Origin of the sequence: Limnospira fusiformis SAG 85.79, assembly GCF_012516315.1 — a bacterium.
In the GTDB taxonomy this organism is placed as follows: domain Bacteria; phylum Cyanobacteriota; class Cyanobacteriia; order Cyanobacteriales; family Microcoleaceae; genus Limnospira; species Limnospira fusiformis.
In genome coordinates this window covers 1,323,690-1,343,828 of sequence record NZ_CP051185.1, presented here as the reverse complement: position 1 = coordinate 1,343,828, position 20,139 = coordinate 1,323,690, and the positions used below count along the sequence as shown (strand labels likewise).

The window sequence follows — 20,139 nt, the reverse complement described above, 5'->3', positions numbered from 1 at the left end:
AAATCGTTAAATGGTAAATTAACCGACCACAAAATTGACTAACTTACCAGGTACAACAATCACCTTGCGTAGTTGCTTACCCTCCAGGTGTCGTTGAGCAATTTCTGAGTCTTTGGCTAGTTGTTCCAAAGTAGACTTATCCGCCCCACTAGCCACCTGAATAGTGCCGCGAGTTTTACCATTGATTTGAATTACTAAGGTGATTTCATCCACCACTAAAGCACTGGGGTCAAATGTCGGCCAAGACTGTAGATGAACTGAATCACTATGACCAATTTGATGCCACAAATCCTCAGTAATATGGGGACTAAAAGGAGCCAGAAGTTTTAACAGAGTCTCGATTCCTTCCTGATAAATGGGGGAGTCTTGAATTTTGCTGTTATCAGATAGGGCGTTACTCAATTTCATCATTTCCGATACGGCTGTATTAAATTGGTAATCCCCCTCTAAATCCTCGGTAACTTCTTTAATAGCATTATGGATAGCGCGGCGCAGGTCTTTTTCGGCTTTATTCAGATTCCCAGTAGTTGATTTGGTACTACTAACCGAGTGATTAGCCGCAAATTCGGTAACTAACCGCCATACCCGATTCAGGAATCTAAATTGTCCTTCGACATCAGCATCATCCCATTCTAAATCCTTTTCTGGGGGTGCTTTAAAGAGGATAAACATACGGGCGGTGTCTGCGCCATATTTTTCCATTACCAATAATGGATCAACTCCATTATATTTGGATTTCGACATTTTCTCAAAGAAAACCTGCAAGCGATCGCCTGTTTCCGGGTCTTTGGGTTCATTGGTGTTAACTAGATTCGGGGGGATATATTTACCAGTTTTCGGGTTTTTGTAAGTAATCCCCTGCACCATCCCCTGAGTTAATAACCGTTGGAAAGGTTCATCAAACTTTAATAAATTGCGATCGCGTAATACCTTGGTAAAAAAGCGAGAATACAACAAATGTAGAATCGCGTGTTCAATCCCCCCCACATACTGATCAACAGGCATCCAATCATTAGTCTGAGCCACATCAAAAACCTGGTCAGCATTTTGAGCATCAGGATAGCGCAGGAAATACCAGGAAGAATCAATAAACGTATCCATAGTGTCAGTTTCCCGCTTGGCTGGCGTGCCACAACTAGGACAGGGAACATTAACCCAATCTTCCAAAGTTGCCAACGGAGACGGACCACGGCCGCTAAATTCCACATTTTGCGGCAATTTCACAGGTAAATCCCCATCAGGAACCGGAACCGCCCCACAGTCAGGACAATGAATAATCGGAATCGGACAACCCCAATAGCGTTGACGAGAAATCAACCAATCCCGGAGGCGATATTGAACCCTTCCTTCCCCATAGCCTTCATCTTCCGCATACTCAATCACCGCCTGTTTACCGTGGCTAGAGTGTTCGCCGCTAAAAGGTCCTGAGTCTACCATAATTCCCGGTTCCGTGTAGGCTTGCTTCACCTCATCATCCGGGTCATTATCGTTATCAGCATCATCAGGAACAATCACCTGGCGAATGGGTAAATTGTATTGAGTAGCAAAGGCAAAATCTCTGACATCATGGGCGGGAACCCCCATCACCGCGCCAGTTCCGTATTCATAGAGGACATAATCCGCAATCCAAATAGGAACCTCTTTTTTAGTAAAAGGATTGATAGCTTTTCCACCCGTGGGAATGCCGCGCTTGGGTTTATCCTCAGCGGTGCGTTCCATTTCGCTTTCAGCCGTCACTTGTTTAATAAAGGCTTCTACCTCAGCTTTGCGGTCTTTTGTGGTAACTTGGGCGACTAAGGGATGTTCTGGGGCGAGAACAACGTAAGTCACCCCATAGACCGTATCAGGACGGGTGGTAAACACAGAGATTTGATCATCAACTCCCACAATGGGGAAATCTAAACGCGCCCCCACAGATTTACCAATCCAGTTAGCCTGCATTAGTTTCACTCGTTCTGGCCAACCGGGGAGTTTTTCCAGGTCATTGAGGAGTTCTTCGGCGTAGTCGGTAATTTTGAGGAACCACTGGCGCAATAATTTCCGTTCTACTATGGCACCAGAACGCCAGGAACGCCCCTCATTATCTACTTGTTCGTTAGCTAATACGGTTTGGTCGATGGGGTCCCAGTTAACCGCCGATTCTTTTTGGTAGGCGAGTCCGGCTTGGAAAAATTGCAGAAAAATCCACTGAGTCCAGCGATAATATTCCGGCGAACAGGTGGTTACTTCAGCATCCCAATCAATGGAAAATCCCAGCCGTTGGAGTTGTTCGCGCATTTGGGCGATGTTTTGATAAGTCCAGGTTTGGGGAGGGATACCGCGATCAATGGCTGCATTTTCGGCTGGTAGTCCAAAGGCATCCCATCCCATGGGGTGTAGGACGCGATATCCTTGCATCCGCTTCAGTCGCGCGATTACATCGGTGATGGTGTAATTACGCACATGACCCATGTGCAGGCTTCCCGATGGGTAGGGAAACATGGATAGGGCATAAAATTTGGGTTTATTGGGGTCTTGATGGGTTTGGTACAACCCCTGTTCAGCCCATGTGTTTTGCCACTTCTGTTCGATGGATGCAGGATTATATCGGGACTCCACAGTTTAACTCCGCGCTGTTGATGATCATAGAACTCTCTGGGATTATTTTTGCACATTGAGGGCTAGATGGCATCTGTGAAATGCAGTTAGAGGAAATACCCCAGGGAGCGGTTATTATTATCCCGGTTGAATGGATAAAAATTCAATGGTGGGAATCAGGGGGTCTTTGACCATCCCCAAGCCAGAAAATCCCCAACGTTGAACAATGCTTTGGATTTGAGAACCTGAGATAGATTCAACGGTAAAGCGATCGCTAACTTCTGCGCCATGTTGGTTCAGGTAGCTAAGGGCTTCAAAATGTTCGGCAAATAGCAGCACATAGCTTTCGGGTAAATCCGGGTTAGGATGAGCGGCTACATATTGACCATCTTTTTGAGAGCAGAGTAAATAATAAACTTGGGAAAACATTTGTCAATTATCCATTATCTTGATGAGAAAACACCTTTGGGGTAAGCGATACGTTTATGGTTAACTTGTTCCCAGACCCGGACGAAAATTTCGGCAATTTTTGCCATGTCTTCCCGTGTTAATCCCGAATCTACTAATTGATTATCTTGCCACCGAGCGCGCAGAATTTTATTAACCATTTGTAAGGCTTCTTCGTGGGTGGCATCTTTAAGCGATCGCAATGCCGCCTCACAGGAATCTGCTAACATGACAATACCAGTTTCCTTAGATTGGGGGATAGGTCCATCATAGCGGAAATCTTCTTCCTTAACTACAATGCTATTATCTTCTTTGGCTTTTTGTTGGGCTGCATAGTAAAAATAAGCAATCAACATTTGTCCCTGATGTTCGGGGATAAAAGCCTGAATAGCTTTAGGTAAGCGACATTTACGAGCCATAACTAAACCCTCGCTGACGTGCTTTTTAATAATGCGAGCGCTTTCTGTGGGGTCGTCAATTTCATCATGTTTATTCGGACCACCCATCTGATTTTCAATAAATCCTAGGGGGTCGTGCATTTTACCAATATCATGGTAAAGGGTTCCCGTCCGTACCAGTTCCACATTACAGCCTAGGTGACTGGCGGCGGCTTCTGCTAAACTAGCCACAAACATGGTATGCTGAAAAGTGCCAGGAGCTTCTGTGGCTAATCTTTTCAGTAGGGGGCGATTCGGATTAGCTAATTCTGCTAGTCGTATGGGTGTAATTAGGTCAAAAACGTGCTCTAAATAGGGGCTTAATCCTAAAGCGACAATACTCCAAGCCAAACCTTCCAAAACTTTGAGAGTGACCGCCCCCAGCAGCACATGAAAAATCACCGTAGCCGTAGAACTTACCATCAGGGTAGCGATTAAATAAACTAGCCCTTGAGTTATACCTACCGCCCCACCTAGGAGGGCTAATTCTTCACGCGATCGCAACTTTCCAGCCATTAAACTACCCACCAGACCACCAGCGGCACTAGCCACCAGGGAAATGGTCTCAATTTCCATACCAATGGGAAGCATTATTGATAGGAGAGTTACCACAGTCACACCGACTGCAGAGCCATAAAAACTCCCGATTAATAACCCCACCGCTGGCAAATTCGTAGCTGGTATTTTTAACAGTAATAACACCGGAGTGCTGAGACTTAGTATCAATAAGAGAATATAATCTCGTCGTCGCAAACCCGGACGGAATTTTCTTTGTACTACAAGCACAATCACAATCGAGACTGTCACTAAGCAGACAAACCCCATTAAGCCTCTCCAATTAATCCCCCGTTCACTCTTCCCAAAATAGTCAAGGATGACAAATTCTCGCTGAGTGATCGTCTCACCTTCTTGGATAATCACATCACCTTGATTGACATTCACCATCACAGTTTCAACTTTTTGGGCAGCTAATTCAGCTCGTCGTCGGGTAGCTACGGGATCTTTAATCAAATTAGGTCGGAGATATCTGGTTAAAACTGTATTAGCAAAGCCTTGGGATTCTGGGGGAATTACACCGTTAATATGGAGACTGGCAGCTTGTCTGATAATGTCATTAGGTAAACCTAGAGCGATACCTTGGGATAGCATTTGTCTAGCTATCTGTAAAATGCTAAATTGGGTCTCTTGCCATAGTTGATCAGACCAGTTTAATACAGTGCTATCATATAGCTCTCTAGCTTCTGAGGTCTGTTGTTCGGAGAGTAAATCAACCGCTTGGGCATAGCTGCGACGAGCATTTGAGATTTCCGAGATTAAATCTGAAAAAACTTCCTCGTCAACTCGGTTGCGGTATTGAGACAGTTGTAAATAAGCCTTACGTTGCTGTCTTTCCTGCTCCAATTTACTCTTAAACTTTTGGATATTAGATTTATCGACCGTGACGGTTTCCGGTTCGTCGGTGGTTTCTAAACTAGGGGTCTGATTAACTTTGGTAATCAACTCTTGCCATTGTCGTTGTGGTAGCTGGCGAATATGGCTCTGGACATCTGTGGAGACAATGCCAGTGTTAACATAGGGAAGGGGTCCAGCTAATTCTCGAATGGTGTTAATTTGATCAAATACTGATTCCAGGTTTTGCAGAATTTCCCGGTCAATAGTCGGATCGATAACCAGAACGGATATCTCCCCCATCTGAGCGGCTCGGCGCTTTTCTTCGGTGGTTTTTATGTCTTCAATAGTAGCATCAGCCGGAGCGATAAAGGATTCGGGAGCATATCTGCCGACTGATAATCTGGGTTGGTTATAAAAGCGAACCCCCATGACACCTGTGAGGGTGCTAATTGCTATTACCCACAGGAGGGGATAACCGATTTGAGACGATCGCCTTTTCCGGGTCGGGGAACCGTTACCGTTTCCCGCCGCAGTTTCTGAGTTATTCAATGCGATCGCACTAGATTTTTGCTTATTTGTACCCTGATTTACCACTTCAGCAGTCCCTCCTCGCGATGATAAATGGCGAGTATGACTCCGAAGCCTTTCAATCTGTCGGGTGATTGACTCAAACCTATCCATACAAACCTATCCGGCACAATTTAAATTTAACCTAAATCCCCGGCGCGATATTCCTCAATTGGGATGAGTCATATTTCCGCACCAGTAGTTATTTAGGTCCTAGACCCCTCGAATCCGCCCCTTTTCTGCCTAGCGGCGGGCAGTATTTGTTATTTTAACTTGTGTTTTGTTCGGACGGGTATAAGTCCCGCGAACCACCCCCTTTTTTGAGTGTCGGGATACATAGATTGGCGGCGGGAATTGAGGGGCGACTTGCCCGGAAAATCGACAATCACCTATCCTCTGATGGTATTATAGTGCTAATGGTGCGATCGAGTTTATTCACAAGGGAGTCAAAGCCAGAATCTATCCGCCGGGAACCCCCGCCTTGAGACCATAGCCACCCCCCAAACCTCCTAAGAAACCTTTACCACCCTCGCCGCCATCACGGATAGGAGTTTTTTATGAAACAATCAATCACCGTTCTCTTTTGTAGTATAAGTCTGCTTTTTGGCAGTCAATTGCCATCTTTTGCACAGTCTAATTCTTGTCGTAATGCAGTAATAAACGTTAGGACCACTATTCAAAATCGTCGGAATATCGTTGTTAACTTTGAAGTTAGGGACGTTAGAGAAAGGTGGCGGGCTTTTCCTTCCGGTCGATTGGCTCATCTAGTAGTTAAGTTAGGTGGATACCCCTTTCATCCACGACAATTTGAGTGGGCGGATGATATATTAAATTCTCCTCAAATGCTTAACTCTCTATCGCACCAAATAATCAGCAATTGTGGCGATGTCAGTGCTGTTACCTATGCCAAATATAGAACAGGTCTGAGTCTAACTTTTGGAATAGTCAATGGTTCTGTTCGGCAGTTTCAATGTATTGATCCGGGCAATGTTCTCAGGTGGGGACAACATATGTGCAGTGTGTAGAGTGTGGCTGGGGTAAAGTTACTCCCACGCCCTCAGCTTGGATGAGTTATGGGACGAAACCCAACACCCAGAAAAATCTCACCAGCGAAAAGGCTAAAGAAATGGCTGCCAGTAACGAGGACACCGCCGCCTAAAATTTGGGATATTTCTAGTTAATCTAACCATGGAATATGGCAGAATTTATGTTAATTGAAAAAATCATCCAAGAATTACAAGCTATTCCCGAAGACAAACTCACCGAAATTTATGACCTAATTCACTATTTCCGTTTGGGTTTAAATCCAGAAAAATCTGCCACTGTGACCGATAACGAAGCGGAACCGCGCCGCCCTGGTTTACTCACCGGAGAACTCTCAGACGCATTTTTTGAACCTTTACCAGAAGAAGAATTGCAGCGATGGGAATAAGCTATCTCGTTGATACTCATATCCTCCTCTGGTGGCTTTTCAATGACCACAATTCGTAACCCCAACCATTACATTATGGTTAGCAGTCCCACCGTCTGGGAAATTGCCACCAAATATCGGATCGGCAAACTTCCAGAAGCAAAACCCCTGATCTAAGACTATGGAGAATAATGCGATCGCCTTTCGATCGCTAGATAACCCCCGCCATATTGTGGACCTGTTAAATTAAAGCACTGTCCAGGGCGCATGGATCAACCCCAGACCAAATTTTAAATAATTTTTCTCCTAGGTCAAGCATAGAGATTTCCGCTGGGGGGTGGGGAGTTTGATGGTTGATTCTCCAACCGACAGGAATGCCTAACAGAGTATTATAGGCTCCCGATAATATACCACTGATGATGGTTGTCAGTGCAGACCTTGAATTAACTTGGGATGAACGCTTTAGGGTTAATAGGGGTTGCTCAGGTGTACTCAGAAAACAGTACAATCCTAGGGCTAGGCTGGAATGAGGAAAACTCGACAAATGCGCCTGTGTTTGTATCAGCGTCATTGATTCAGCTAGGGCTATTTGCACCTGAGACAGTTGCTGCTCAACCCTGGTGTTGTTGGTGGATAGGTTTTCTAATATCCTCGGTATTATGGGGCGATTATCCCTTGCTGTTGCCATGATTTGGGCTATGATTTCACCCATCACTAACATTGTGGCTTCCCTTTCCAGACTGCCATCACTCTCAGACCATATTTCGGCTAATTGTTTTAATTGCTGTTGCTGGAGGGGTCGGTTTTCATGGAAAAATAGAGCTACAGGGAAGGCAATTAAAGCCGCTTCATCGGGGTTTGGTGGGCTATCTGGGGGGCGCTGGCAGCTTTTTTGCCAAATTTGACCCCAATGGTCTAAATCTAAGCCTTGATGCTCAATGAGACTGGCGGTGAAAGCCATAGTTAAACCCACCCAGTCCGGTTCGGGTGGGTGATGACTGAGATAACTACCGCAAGCCGCGCCTAGCAAAGCGCCTTGGAACTTTGCTAATAATGGGTGTTCCATGTGGAAGGTTTGGGTTTTAGGGCGATCGCAGATAGTTTACCAATGCTCTCAAACCTAAACAATAACTATCAGCCCCAAAACCGCTAATCTGACCGATCGCGATCGGGGCTATATAGGAATGATGCCTAAAGGGTTCGCGGGTGTAAATATTACTCAGGTGAACCTCAACAGTGGGAATTTTGACTGCTGATATAGCGTCCCTAATAGCAATACTGGTATGAGTATAGGCTCCTGCATTGATCAGCAAGCCATGATGGTGATCTAATGCTGAGTGAATGGCATCGACCAAGACTCCCTCGTGATTAGACTGCCTAGCCACAACCTCAGCCCCTAATGATGCTGCCTCCTGTGTTAGCAGTTGGTTAATGTCATCTAAAGTGGCTTTGCCATAGATACCCGGTTCCCGCTGACCTAAGAGGTTTAGGTTAGGACCATGCAGCACCAGAATACTTAACAATTTCTTAATACCTCAGCAGTTGACTTTAGACTGATTTACTACTATCTCTGGCGAGGAAAATCTCTTACTGGGACAGGAACTGGTTCCGCTTCCGGTTGTGCTTCTGGACCTAATAATGCTTCGATTAGATCCCGCGCCCATTCCCGGAGTTTCTCCAGTACCTTTTCAATGTATTCCATTGCAAAAATGGCTCCTTTTTACAAATTCGCAGGCTAATCTAACTCCAACCCGCAATTTCTTTGATTTTAGGGTAGTAGCAATTTCGGAACTGCTCCTACACGAAATGGGTAGACAGACTATTAGCCTTCAGTGCCTACTGTTAGCAAAACTGACATACCCTAAGATTAGCTAGTTGCCCAGCACTGATTTAATCATAACAAATCTTCATAGAATTTGGCAAGATGATCAGGTTAAAATTGGCGGCGGAGTAGGTCTAGGGCGCTACAGGCGCTGGCTCGTTGAATCCAGGAGCGTTCTCGCTGGTCCCCGAAACGAAATTCTTGGACGGTGGCGGTTCCGTCGGGTTGGGCTAGTCCGATGTATACTAATCCGACGGGTTTGCTGTCTGTACCTCCTGATGGTCCAGCAATTCCGGTTATGGATAGTCCCCAGTCGGTTTGGAGGAGCGATCGCACTCCCAGAGCCATTTGTTCGGCAACTGTAGCGGATACTGCCCCCAATTGCTCTAAGTCGGTGGCATTAACTCCCAGGAGTTGGTGTTTGATGCGGTTATCGTATGCGATAACTCCACCTAAGAAATATTGGGAACTGCCAGAAATTTCGGTAATCATTTTACCCAAACCGCCGCCGGTGCAGGATTCAGCTACACTCAGGGTCTGTTGTGTTTGTCGCAAATGCTGACCGACCACGGAGGCGAGGGTGTCATCATCCGCACCATAACAGTTTAATCCGGCAATTTGTCTTAATTGGGTTACGATTGGTTCAATAAGTGCGGCGGCGCGGGTGGCAGATTCGGCACAGGCGGAAATTCGCAGTTTGACTTCGCCATAATTAGCATAGGGGGCTACTGTGGGATTTTGTAGGTCTAGGAAGGGGGCTACTTGTTCGGCTAATGCTGATTCGGTAATGCCCCAAAATTTGAGGATGCAGCTGTAGATGGTCTGAGAACACCAGCCTTGTAGCCGTAGGTAGGGAATGGCGATTTCTACCCACATTCGTTTCATTTCGGCGGGAACTCCGGGGAATGTTAGGATGGTGAGGCGATCGCCTTTTGGTTGCCAAATAATCCCCGGAGCGCTACCAATAGGATTGTAGAGGATGTCTGCCCCTTGGGGAATTAGGGCTTGTTTGCGGTTACTGGGAGACATTTCTCGCCCACGGCTGGCGAATTTTTGGGCAATATCTTGGATGATTTCTGGTTTTTCAATCAGGGGGGTCTGGAAAAAGTCGGCAATGGTTTCTACCGTCAGGTCGTCGGGAGTCGGTCCCAAGCCTCCGGTAAAAATTAGGAGTTGTGATCTTTCCGAGGCGATCGCGATCGCTTTTTTGAGACGTTCTGGGTTATCTCCCACCACAGTTTGATAATAGTGAGGAATACCAAGTTCGGCTAATTGTTCTCCCAGAAATTGGGCATTAGTATTAGTAATGTTACCCAGGAGTAATTCTGTCCCCACACAAATAATTTCAGCCGTCATATATTTGATGATGAAAAATCGTCAGAGATTATTAACTTGATGATTTGGCACGCTTTACGGCTTTCCAACTGGTATAACCCAACAATCCGGTAGCCCCCCAAGCATAGACCAAACCACTGGGAAAACCGGAGAAAGCCAGAGCCAAACTCCCTACCCATAGGGTGAGAGTATAGATAAAGAGAACGGTTAACCTTTGAGATAAACCCGCTTTTAGTAGTCGGTGATGCAGATGGCGGTTATCAGCAGCAAAGGGAGATTTTCCATGTCGTAATCGTTCAATAATAACTGCTGACATATCCAAAATCGGCACAGCTAGAATTAGATAGGGTAGTAAAACAGAGGTTACGGCGGTAGTTTTAACTAAACCAATAACTCCGACACCAGCCAAGGTAAACCCCATAAAATAGGAACCGCCATCGCCCATAAAAATCTGAGCGGGGTTAAAATTATATCGGAGAAATCCCAGACACCCCCCAGCTAGGGCGGCGGCAATGAGGGCGGCGGCGGGTTGATTCATATATAGAGATGCGATTAACATCACCACGGCTGCAATACCGGAAACTCCAGCAGCGAGACCGTCGAGACCGTCAATCCAATTTATAGCATTAGTCATTCCCACTAACCAAAGGACGGTGACGGGTAAACTTAACCAGCCGATATGTATTAAGCCGCCAAAGTAGGGGATACTCAGAAATTCAATGCGGACTCCGACCCACCAGACTGAACTGGCGATCGCTGTTTGTAAGATTAATCGAGTTAAGGGAGACAGACCAAATAAATCGTCTCCCAAGCCAATGAGAAAGAATGCTATAGCGCCTATAGCGACCCCTAAAATTTCAAATTCTTGTTTAGGGGGGAGGGGCTGACCATCTGCGCCGATAAAACCACCCAAGCACCAAACTAATAGTAGTGCGATGAGTGTACCGATGAAGATAGAAACTCCCCCCAAGCGAACCATAGGACGCTTATGCACTTTGCGATCGCAGGGTAAATCTACTCGTCCACTTTTCAGCCCGATATTTTTGACTATCGGTGTACTCCACAGGACCACGACGGTAGAAATTACAAAAGCCAGCAGATGATAAAAAGGATAGGGCATCTGATCAAAGTTTTTTTGGGATGGGTGCTAAAAGCTAGTTCAGGGTGAGTCTACTATATTTTGAACCGCCTGATCACAGTCTCCCTTTAAAAGATGGGGGTATTGTTGGTTATTTTGGCACCCATCAGACCCAGAAACTGATTAAGTCAGTGCGGGAACTTTGATTTGTAGATGGGGATATAGGGGGAAGCGATCGCAAAGTTGGGCGACGCGCGCGCGACAGTCGGCTGTCACTGTGTCATCATCAGGATTTAATAGGCGATCGGCGATAATATTACCGATTTCCATAAATTCTGAAATTCCCATCCCTCTGGTGGTCATGGCTGGAGAACCTAACCGCAGACCACTGGTGACAAAGGGTGATTCTGGGTCAAAGGGGACTGTGTTTTTATTGGCGGTGATGTTGATTTCACTCATCAAGCGATCGGCAATTTTTCCGGTCATTTTCACCGATCGCAAATCCACCAACATCAGATGGTTGTCTGTACCACCAGAAACAATTTTTAAGCCCCGTTGCTGTAAGCAGTTAGCTAACGCTTGAGCATTGGCGATCACTTCGGTTGAGTAGGTTTTAAATTCCGGTTTTAGTGCTTCCCCAAAGGCGACCGCTTTACCAGCAATCACGTGCTCCAGGGGTCCGCCTTGAGTACCGGGGAAAACCGCTTTATCTAGTTTTTTGCCCAATTCTGGGTCACGGGTAAGGATTAACCCCCCCCTAGGTCCCCGCAGAGTTTTATGGGTGGTGGTGGTGACCACGTGACAATGGGGTAATGGGTTGGGGTGATGACCTGTGGCGACCAGTCCCGCAATATGGGCGATGTCCGCTAGGAGATATGCTCCCACCTCATCGGCGATCGCTCGGAATTTGTCAAATTCAATAATCCGGGGATAGGCGGAATAGCCACAAATCATCAGTTTGGGTTGATGTTGTTTAGCCAGTTCCAAAATCTTGTCATAGTCCAAGGTTTCCGTTTCTGGACTGACTCCATAGTGGCAAACATTAAACCATTTACCCGACACATTGACCGGGGAACCGTGGGTTAAATGTCCCCCGTGGGATAGATCCATCCCCATGATTGTATCTCCCGGCTGTAGGAGAGCCAGGAACACGGCAAAATTAGCTTGAGCGCCTGAATGGGGTTGAACGTTCGCATGGGTAGCATCAAAGAGCTGACAAGCGCGATCGATGGCTATTTGCTCGATTTGATCGATAAATTCGCAACCGCCATAGTAGCGTTTTTTGGGGAGTCCTTCCGCATATTTGTTGGTGAGGACTGACCCTTGGGCGGCTAAAACGGCGGCGGAGGTAAAGTTTTCGCTGGCGATTAGTTCCAGGTGTTCCCGTTGACGCTGTAATTCCTGTCCGATGAGTTCTGTTACCGTTGGATCACTTTGGGCTAATTGGTCTAGGTTGGTGTCACTCACTGTATAAATTCCCCTTTCAGAGTTCTTAGGTTTTGGTACTATGGAGCGATCGCTTGAAAGTGCGCCCCAAATTCACCATCATAACCCGCTTACTGCCCCCAGATACATTTAACCCAGAAAAATCTGGCCGCCGCCAGTTGATATTTCCACCCCAGCCAACAAAATCTGATCATTGGATGTATCCCGTGACACAACCTGATATTAATGGCCATGTTAAGTTGTGCATCAATCCTGGGGTCTTAACGAATCTCAAAATATAATGGGGATAGGGCTTCAGCAATCGCGGGGAGGGAGGATTATGTTAGTCATGGTCATGGAAAACCAAATTATTGAAAGCCATCAAGTGTGTCAGGGGTGTTTACTCGCCGACCATAGCGGTCAACCCCGATGGCGTGGCGACCATCTCAGTTGTGGTCATCTGATCCGTAAACCCGGAGATAATCAACCCGGTCAGTATGAGTGTCAGATGGGATTCCGCATTGCTAATATTTAACTGGCGGCGTGGGTTGAGCGATCGCTATTCATACTCCCGTTAGGTTTGGCTATAACGGGGGCTGTCTCTGTGAAATCTAAATTGGTAGTTGAGCCATATTCCGTCGTCACTGCGTTATCCTGGGAGTATCGACTTTTTTTGGTTAACAGGAGAGCTGACTATGAATTGGCGTGGGACAACGACTGTTCGCGATCGCATTTTTGCTTGTTTGCCCTATATGCTACCCTTGATGTATGGAGTACAGTTCGGCAGATTTTTATTAACTCAATTTCCCATACTACAGATTATTTTGATTCCCGTAGCTCCCCTAATGGCAATTTTTCAGTCTATTCCTTTTGCGGGTCTGATTGTCTTTTTCTTGCTGTATCTGCTGGTGGTGCGTAACGAAAATATCCCCCACTTTATCAGATTTAATGCCATGCAGTCGATTTTGTTGAATATTATCATTTTGGGCTGTAGTCTGATTTTGGGGATTATCCCATTGCAAGGGTTTATCCAAGAAACTCTGTTTAATATGATTTTCTTGGGTGTTTTAGCCTCTGTTAGTTATGGTATTGTCCAATCTATCCGGGGACAGTATGCAGAAATTCCGACTATATCCGATGCCGTTTATATGCAGGTTCGCTAAAATTACCAACTGTTAATATCTGGGGGCGGTCTTAGGGGCTGCCCTTGTTTTCCGACAGTCGGAAATAACTATTATATAGTAATCTCAAAAATACTGCCTTGTGGTTGGTTAGGGATAACTCTAATGTGTCCGCCGTGTGCTTCAACAACCATTTTACAAAAAGCCAATCCCAAGCCAATTTGAGAGACATTTTTAACTATTTTACCGATGTCATATTTATTAAAAATACTCGCTCTAAATTCCTCCGGGACTCCCGGACCAAAATCAACTACTTGGACCCTAGCACCTTTGGGGGTAAGATAATCAGCATTAATAATAATTTCACTATGACGGGGTGAGAATTTCGTGGCGTTGGAAAGTAAGTTATCTAAAACTCGTGTAAATAGTGCCTCATCCACTCTAATTGTACCACCAGGCGCGGGAAGTTGACAAATAAGTTGGATATTTTTTTGAGTGGCGATAACCTGGAAATTTTCCACAGTGGATTGAATAGTAGTACACAGATCAACATCCGCCAAATTTAACTCAATGTGTCGGTTTTCCATTTTCCCCATGATTACCAAGTCGTTGATTAACGCTTGTAAACGTTGGGCGGAGAGTAAGCATTTACCAATTTTATCTTCAATTTTATGGGGAAGTTCTGTCCTCTGTAAAAGATATAGGCTAAATAATAAACTCATTAAAGGATTCCGCAGGTCATGAACTATCATATTAACCATATCTTCGCGGGATTTTAGAATAGCTTCCAGGTCATCATATTGAGACTTTATCCGCAACATAGAGTTAACTCTAGCAACGAGTTCCACCCGATTAATGGGTTTACTAATAAAATCATCAGCCCCGGTTTCTAAGCAGCGGGCGAGGTCTTCTTTACTGTCTAAGGCGGTGACCATAATAATGGGTAAAGTTTGCCATTTGCGAATGTCTTTAATAGCGCGACAAACTTGCTGGCCATCCATGTCGGGCATCATGACATCGAGTAAAATTAAATTGGGTTGCAGTATATCCAAGGAGGCGATCGCCCGAGTCCCATTAGATGTATAATGCAACTGATAATTTTGGTCTGATAATAAAGTTTCGATTACATCAAAATTATCGGGGTCATCATCTACAATCAGAATAGATGGCAAGGAAGATGTCATAAGTTAACTTTTCAGATGATATCCCAGTAGTTGTCGCAACTACCAAGACACGGGAGCCAGTCTAATTTGGGCTATTATAACATACATTTACCAACAAGGCTCTCCCAAAAGTAGACTATCGCAACCGCCAGACGGTGTATCTCGCAGTCGAGAACCTAATCCCTCAAAAGAACTGTAACTATCATAAATGTTAGGAATTACATCTTGAGGGTCATCAAAACTGCCAACAGGAACAGATCCGATCGCAAAATCTACCGTTCCCGTGCTACTTCCGGCGGGAATGGCGGTCAAGGCGAATTGAATCATTTGGGGCGGTGGAGGATTGGTATTAAATGATAGATTTAAACCCGTGCGGCGAATTAAGCCGATAAAATTATTAAAGGCTTGACCGCTACTAAAGCGGGTTCGTAGAGCCTCTGGGTCTGCGCGTCCGGTTCCTTGACCTTCGATCGCAAAATCCCCCGACTCAAAGGCTTGGGCGTTGGGGGCATTACTAACCGAACAGAATCGATTGACCAGTTGGGCTTTCCCAGCGGAACCGCGACCGTGAACGCCGACCACGCGACCTTGGTTGTCAAATACAGGACCGCCACTCATTCCCGGACGGGTATTGTCTAAGTAAAAAATGCTATAACCGTTTTCGCTGCTGGCGGGGTTAACTACTCCCGTAACCGGTCCCCAGGTAAATCGTCTTTGGCGACGGGCTGCTCTCCCGAGACAGCGTCCGGTGGTGGCATCTCTTTCTTTTTCGGGGTCAGGCCAGCCGGAAACATAAATAGGGTCGCCCACATTGAGGGAGTTTTCGGTCGCGGAAGGGGCTACAGGATAGTGATGATCGCTTTCAAATACTACTACGGCTAGATCCGGTCCGTCTACTCTCGTGGGTAGGCTGATGGAATAACAGCCAAATCTCATTAAATTTCCTGGGGTGGGAGAACCGTTGAGGGGACAGCCTCGCCCATCGTTGGGTTGTTGGACTATATGAACTTTACCGTCACTGGTGCGGATACCGTAAGAGATTCCAGCATTTAGGTCTCGCTGTCGGAAGTTGTGGCTAACAGTCAGAACATAGTGGCGATTACCTTCGCGGGCGATAATGACACCAGAGCCGGGATGCCATACGCCATCGGGGTTGTTTTGGCTGGCTAGGGGATTTCTGTAGTTATTTTCTAGGGCTTCGATGAGTTCCGGTCGCAATTCTGGCGCAATTAATACGGTGGTTTGGCTGGCGATGGAGTTGATTTCTGCGGGGGAAAGTGCAGCCAGGGCGGCGGGCGCTAGAGTCGCTAATAGGGAGACTCCGGCTAACAGTAGTAGATTTTGAGTAAGCGATCGCATTTTTGTCATTGTTCCTAACCTGATATTTGTTCTGGTTTACCAAAACCATTGCGAGGGTGAGGATACCGGTTCAACGGGTTCAACGGGGGGTGAGGGTTTGGGGTTGATGGTGTTTGCTGATGTGAAATTGGGGGCGAGTTGTAACACGGTGTGAATGGGAACCGCCCAACTGTACTCAACCAGTTTTGCTGCTAGGGCGGGGTCCGGGGATGAACCGTCTACAAATTCATAAGCATTTCCCCACAGTGGATATTTGTGCATTCCATTAATAGCCACCAGTTCCCCTCGGCGATTTAATAGGGGTCCGCCACTCATTCCTGAAAAAATGTCGTTGGTGTATCCTACCTGATAACCTCCGATAAATGGCTGTGGCATCCAAAGGGAGACTTCACCTTCTGTAATCACAAACCCTTGGGGGGCTGATGGGTCGGGTTCTAAGGGAAATCCAGCCGCGATTACCGTTTCTCCTAGGTCTACTGGGGTGGAGGCGATCGCTGCTACATTATAGGAGTGATCTACACTGCGAAATTGCACAATCCCTAAATCATTGTGAAACCAAGATATAGAGTTAACTATTTCGGCAGCATGGATGCGGTTATCGTAGGTCTGGACTCGATAATTTTGCCCTCCCCCTGGTAGCAAAACATGATCATTGGTGACCACTGTATAAATGCCACCCTGATGGTCAATAATTACCCCGGTTCCCCACATCCTTCCTGAATAAACGCGGACAGTAATCTGTCTAGCTTTTTGGTGCAGTGCGGCTGTTGAGGGAATTGGTGGACTGGTGTTGGCGGCTAGGGTTGGTTCCCGCTGAAATTGTCTGCTTTCTTCTTCTGTCAGCACTTGTGCTTGACAGCTTAATCCTAACAGGGGAAAACTAATGGCGATCGCTCTCGCTAAAAATTTGAGTGGTTGCTGCACCTTAGATACTTGAGATACTTGGTAGATATTTGAAGGCTCACCACGCTGTCCCCGGTTGAGAACTGGGGGGGTCTGATGGTGTCATGGGTGCGGGGGTAGAACTTTCGGCGGGAACTCCCCCTAAAAATTGATCAAAGTTGATGTAGACACCTGCATCATCTTCGCTTTCAAATAGGATATCACTGGCTCCTCGGCGGATGTTGAACAGTCGCTGAAGTTTACTTTCGGCGGGTTCGGGGTCGTCCGCTTTCATGGTAAATAATATGGTGTTACTAGCGCAGGGCATTCCATGATCGGAAACTACGCAAATTACTGGTAAATTGTTGACATATCCGGCGGTTAGATATCTCAGTTGTCCAGTATGGGAAAAGTTGGTAAACCTTTGGGCGATTTCCTGACAGCGGCGTTCTGGGGAATAGCCAGAGGCGCTGAAATATTCAGAATATAAGCTAACTATGGGTTTATTTCCGGCGGGTGTGCGAGCATAGACGGTGGGATAGCCTATGGGGGAGTTCATGTCGCAGTAAAAGGATGTTGCTTGCGCTTGGGCGACATCAGGCGGCTGAAATACGGCGAAACCTCCCAAGGCAATGGCTGCTACAGTTGCTAGTTGCACAGTTGGATTTTTTTGCATTTTATAAGCCCTTGAGACCTTACCTTATATTATGGACGGTTTGGGGGCGATCGTCAACTATTAAGAAATGATTATGTTTTGGGAATTTTAGGAAAATTTATGCTAAATAATAATTCTAGTAACTTGGTGTAATCTAGTTAACCATAATCAGTTAGGCGGGTTAAGCAATGTTGGGGGTGAGATGATCAACCTGAATAATTGCTCCCGCCTTTCTAGGTGGAAATGGCTAGGCTGTTATTAAAGTAAGTTTCTATGGGTAAATGGTTTAGGATTATTTCCGGCGTAAGTGGCGACGATATGACCATCCCCAATTAATTGATATTTATAGGTCACTAATCCTTCTAAACCTACGGGACCTCTGGGGGGCATTTTGTGGGTACTGATACCAACTTCCGCCCCAAAACCATAGCGAAAACCATCAGCAAAACGGGTGGAACAGTTATGAAATACTCCGGCTGAATCTACAATTGCCATAAAGGTTTGGGCGGCTTCTTGGTCTTCGGTAATGATGCCATCTGTATGCCCTGAACCGTAGGTATTAATATGAGAAATGGCGGCTTCTAAATTTTCGACTACTTTAATTGAGAGAATTAAATCAGTATATTCTGTCTGCCAGTCTGCGTCTGTGGCTGGGGCAATATTGACGATTTTTTGGCTGTGACTATCCCCCCTTAATTCTACTCCTTTTTGTTGGAGTTCTGCGGCTAGTTTGGGTAAAAATTGCGGGGCTATTTGCTGATGCACTAACAGGGTTTCTAGGGCATTACAAGCGGCTGGATATTGGATTTTTGAGTCAATGACTATGGGTAGGGCTTTGGATATATCTGCCTCCCGGTCTATATATAGATGACAAATACCATCCGCATGACCTAAAACGGGAATCCGGGTATTTTCCTGGACGAATTGTACAAAAGAATTGGAGCCCCTGGGGATAATTAAATCGACATATTTATCTAACTGCAATAACTCAATAATTTCGGAGCGAGTAGTTAATAACTGTACGACTTCGGGATTGACTGCTGTTGTGGCTAGTCCCTGGCGGATGGCTTTGACGAGTTCTCGACAGGAATTAATCGCCTCTTTGCCACCTTTTAAGATTACGCCATTTCCCGACTTGACGGCTAAGGCGGAAATTTGAATAACGGCATCTGGTCGCGCCTCGAAGACTACTCCTAAGACTCCTAAAGGACAGGTTATCCGGCGCAAGTTTAAGCCTTGGTCTAGTTCCCGATTAATTTGAATTGCGCCTACTGGGTCGGCTAATTTTTCGACATCTCGCAAGCCGGAAATCGCGCCTTTTAACTTGGCTTCATCGAGTTTTAAGCGGTTATAAAGAGGTTTCGCAATACCATCAGCTTGGGCTTGCTGACAGTCCATCTGGTTGGCGGCGAGAATGTCTGGGGCGGCATTTTCTAGGGCTTGGGCTATGGATGCGATCGCCTGATTTTTGGCATCTGTAGATAAAACAGCCAATTGGCGGGCTGCTGCTTGGGTTTTTTGGGCGGTTTCAATTAGCAACGGAGAAATAGTCATGGTCAGCAATTTATGTAAAATATAGTTAAGCAGTAGTAGTGGACAGTAGACAGCTATAATAATTATAGCAAACAATTGACGGGGAACCTATCAACTGTGAAATTTTCTGGTCTATAATATATCCAAATCACGGGCTAAATCTGGAGTGAAACCATGACTAAAAAACGGAAAAATTGGTTAACTATTGCTGGGATTGTGGGCGGGGTGCTGATTGTCCTAGCTGCGATCGCCAATGTGACTTTATCAAGGGTAGATAGCCAATTGCAAAACTACCTAGAAAATACAGTGAGTTCTACCCTAGGAGTACCGACCGAAATTCAATCTTTGAGTTTGGATAAATTGCGGGGTGATTTGCGGATTAATAATCTGACCATCAACAATCCTGATAATTTTAGCACTCCCCATGTTCTCAAGATTCATCAGGTGGATATTGATGTGACTCCGAGAAGCCTGTTAACTGATGTGGTGGAAATCAATAATTTCGCGATTAACTATATTGATGTCAACATCGAACAGAGACTACTAAACAACAATATCCTGGCAATTATCAATAATCTGAAATCCACCCAACCTTCGGAACCGCAGACACGGACTGAAACCACAGAGGAAACCTCGAAAACTAAGCTAAAAATTAACTTTGATGTTATCGATGTTCAGAATACTAAAGTTAATGTGACTTTAGCACCTTTGGGATTTGCCAGTTCTCTCGATTTTCAACTCCCTAACCTGCGTCTAACTAATGTGTCATCAGAGGACTTTGAAGAAATTTTGACCAGCGACTTGATTCGGCAAGTTGTACAAGATATATTCGAGAGTATTATTAGAGATGGTGGGGAAAAAATCCCGGAGATTTTACAAGAAGCGATCGCCCCGGAAACTAATCCGAGCTAAATGATGATAAGTTGTAGCCAGTT

The 20,139-nt window shown here is 45.8% G+C and carries 19 protein-coding genes; 5 read left to right on the top strand and 14 right to left on the bottom strand.

What is annotated here, in order from left to right:
• Positions 1–18: 18 nt before the first annotated feature.
• The 3 genes from leuS to HFV01_RS06525 form a co-directional block, all read right to left on the bottom strand.
• Entirely contained in the window at positions 19–2,598 is a 2,580-nt protein-coding gene (gene leuS / locus HFV01_RS06535) for a leucine--tRNA ligase (RefSeq protein ID WP_008052602.1), read from the bottom strand.
• Positions 2,599–2,715: 117 nt separating this feature from the next.
• The gene (locus HFV01_RS06530; protein WP_006624299.1) at positions 2,716–3,006 is read right to left on the bottom strand and encodes a hypothetical protein; all 291 of its coding nucleotides are present in this window, start codon (positions 3,004–3,006) and stop codon (positions 2,716–2,718) included.
• A 14-nt stretch (positions 3,007–3,020) separates the two neighbouring features.
• Positions 3,021–5,534: an HD family phosphohydrolase gene (locus tag HFV01_RS06525; RefSeq protein WP_193520922.1), complete on the bottom strand. Its 2,514-nt coding sequence runs from the start codon at positions 5,532–5,534 to the stop codon at positions 3,021–3,023.
• 898 nt (positions 5,535–6,432) lie between these two features.
• On the opposite strand from HFV01_RS06525, the gene HFV01_RS06520 reads away from it, so the two are divergent.
• On the top strand, positions 6,433–6,579 hold the full coding sequence (locus HFV01_RS06520; RefSeq protein ID WP_006624295.1) for a hypothetical protein: 147 nt from the start codon (positions 6,433–6,435) through the stop codon (positions 6,577–6,579).
• Positions 6,580–6,615: 36 nt separating this feature from the next.
• Positions 6,616–6,852 carry a hypothetical protein gene (locus HFV01_RS06515; protein ID WP_006624294.1) on the top strand — a complete coding sequence of 79 codons (237 nt, stop codon included), beginning with the start codon at positions 6,616–6,618 and terminating at the stop codon, positions 6,850–6,852.
• A 220-nt stretch (positions 6,853–7,072) separates the two neighbouring features.
• Here the strand turns inward: HFV01_RS06515 and HFV01_RS06510 are convergent, their stop codons facing one another.
• The 6 genes from HFV01_RS06510 to glyA all read right to left on the bottom strand — a co-directional run bounded on the left by HFV01_RS06510 (position 7,073) and on the right by glyA (position 12,533).
• Positions 7,073–7,897: a hypothetical protein gene (locus HFV01_RS06510; protein ID WP_008052607.1), complete on the bottom strand. Its 825-nt coding sequence runs from the start codon at positions 7,895–7,897 to the stop codon at positions 7,073–7,075.
• Between the two features lie 16 nt (positions 7,898–7,913).
• Entirely contained in the window at positions 7,914–8,354 is a 441-nt protein-coding gene (gene aroQ / locus HFV01_RS06505; protein WP_006624291.1) for a type II 3-dehydroquinate dehydratase, read from the bottom strand.
• Positions 8,355–8,395: 41 nt separating this feature from the next.
• Positions 8,396–8,533 (bottom strand): hypothetical protein, encoded by a 138-nt coding sequence (locus HFV01_RS06500; RefSeq protein WP_006624290.1) that lies wholly within the window; start codon positions 8,531–8,533, stop codon positions 8,396–8,398.
• Positions 8,534–8,764: 231 nt separating this feature from the next.
• Complete coding sequence (locus HFV01_RS06495) at positions 8,765–10,009, bottom strand: competence/damage-inducible protein A (protein ID WP_193520921.1); 1,245 nt, start codon at positions 10,007–10,009, stop codon at positions 8,765–8,767.
• Positions 10,010–10,040: 31 nt separating this feature from the next.
• Positions 10,041–11,108 carry a glycosyltransferase family 4 protein gene (locus tag HFV01_RS06490; RefSeq protein ID WP_006624288.1) on the bottom strand — a complete coding sequence of 356 codons (1,068 nt, stop codon included), beginning with the start codon at positions 11,106–11,108 and terminating at the stop codon, positions 10,041–10,043.
• Positions 11,109–11,249: 141 nt separating this feature from the next.
• Positions 11,250–12,533, bottom strand: a complete 1,284-nt coding sequence (glyA, locus tag HFV01_RS06485; RefSeq protein ID WP_006624286.1) for a serine hydroxymethyltransferase — start codon at positions 12,531–12,533, stop codon at positions 11,250–11,252.
• A 298-nt stretch (positions 12,534–12,831) separates the two neighbouring features.
• On the opposite strand from glyA, the gene HFV01_RS06480 reads away from it, so the two are divergent.
• Together HFV01_RS06480 and HFV01_RS06475 are read left to right on the top strand one after the other, a co-directional pair.
• Positions 12,832–13,026: a hypothetical protein gene (locus HFV01_RS06480; protein WP_006624285.1), complete on the top strand. Its 195-nt coding sequence runs from the start codon at positions 12,832–12,834 to the stop codon at positions 13,024–13,026.
• Between the two features lie 160 nt (positions 13,027–13,186).
• Positions 13,187–13,654: a Tic20 family protein gene (locus tag HFV01_RS06475; protein ID WP_006624283.1), complete on the top strand. Its 468-nt coding sequence runs from the start codon at positions 13,187–13,189 to the stop codon at positions 13,652–13,654.
• 71 nt (positions 13,655–13,725) lie between these two features.
• Here HFV01_RS06475 and HFV01_RS06470 read toward each other — a convergent pair whose 3' ends face one another.
• From HFV01_RS06470 to HFV01_RS06450, 5 genes are all read right to left on the bottom strand, one after another.
• Positions 13,726–14,796: a hybrid sensor histidine kinase/response regulator gene (locus tag HFV01_RS06470; RefSeq protein ID WP_006668417.1), complete on the bottom strand. Its 1,071-nt coding sequence runs from the start codon at positions 14,794–14,796 to the stop codon at positions 13,726–13,728.
• Between the two features lie 87 nt (positions 14,797–14,883).
• Positions 14,884–16,134, bottom strand: coding sequence for a S1 family peptidase (locus HFV01_RS06465; protein WP_006668416.1), 1,251 nt, complete (start codon positions 16,132–16,134; stop codon positions 14,884–14,886).
• Between the two features lie 36 nt (positions 16,135–16,170).
• Entirely contained in the window at positions 16,171–17,058 is an 888-nt protein-coding gene (locus tag HFV01_RS06460) for a S1 family peptidase (protein WP_046321503.1), read from the bottom strand.
• Positions 17,059–17,095: 37 nt separating this feature from the next.
• On the bottom strand, positions 17,096–17,692 hold the full coding sequence (locus HFV01_RS06455) for a COP23 domain-containing protein (protein ID WP_008052611.1): 597 nt from the start codon (positions 17,690–17,692) through the stop codon (positions 17,096–17,098).
• A 237-nt stretch (positions 17,693–17,929) separates the two neighbouring features.
• Entirely contained in the window at positions 17,930–19,225 is a 1,296-nt protein-coding gene (locus HFV01_RS06450; protein ID WP_193520920.1) for a glutamate-5-semialdehyde dehydrogenase, read from the bottom strand.
• Positions 19,226–19,378: 153 nt separating this feature from the next.
• Here HFV01_RS06450 and HFV01_RS06445 point away from each other — a divergent pair, with 153 nt between their 5' ends.
• Complete coding sequence (locus HFV01_RS06445; protein ID WP_006624276.1) at positions 19,379–20,116, top strand: AsmA family protein; 738 nt, start codon at positions 19,379–19,381, stop codon at positions 20,114–20,116.
• The last annotated feature ends 23 nt before the right edge of the window (positions 20,117–20,139 follow it).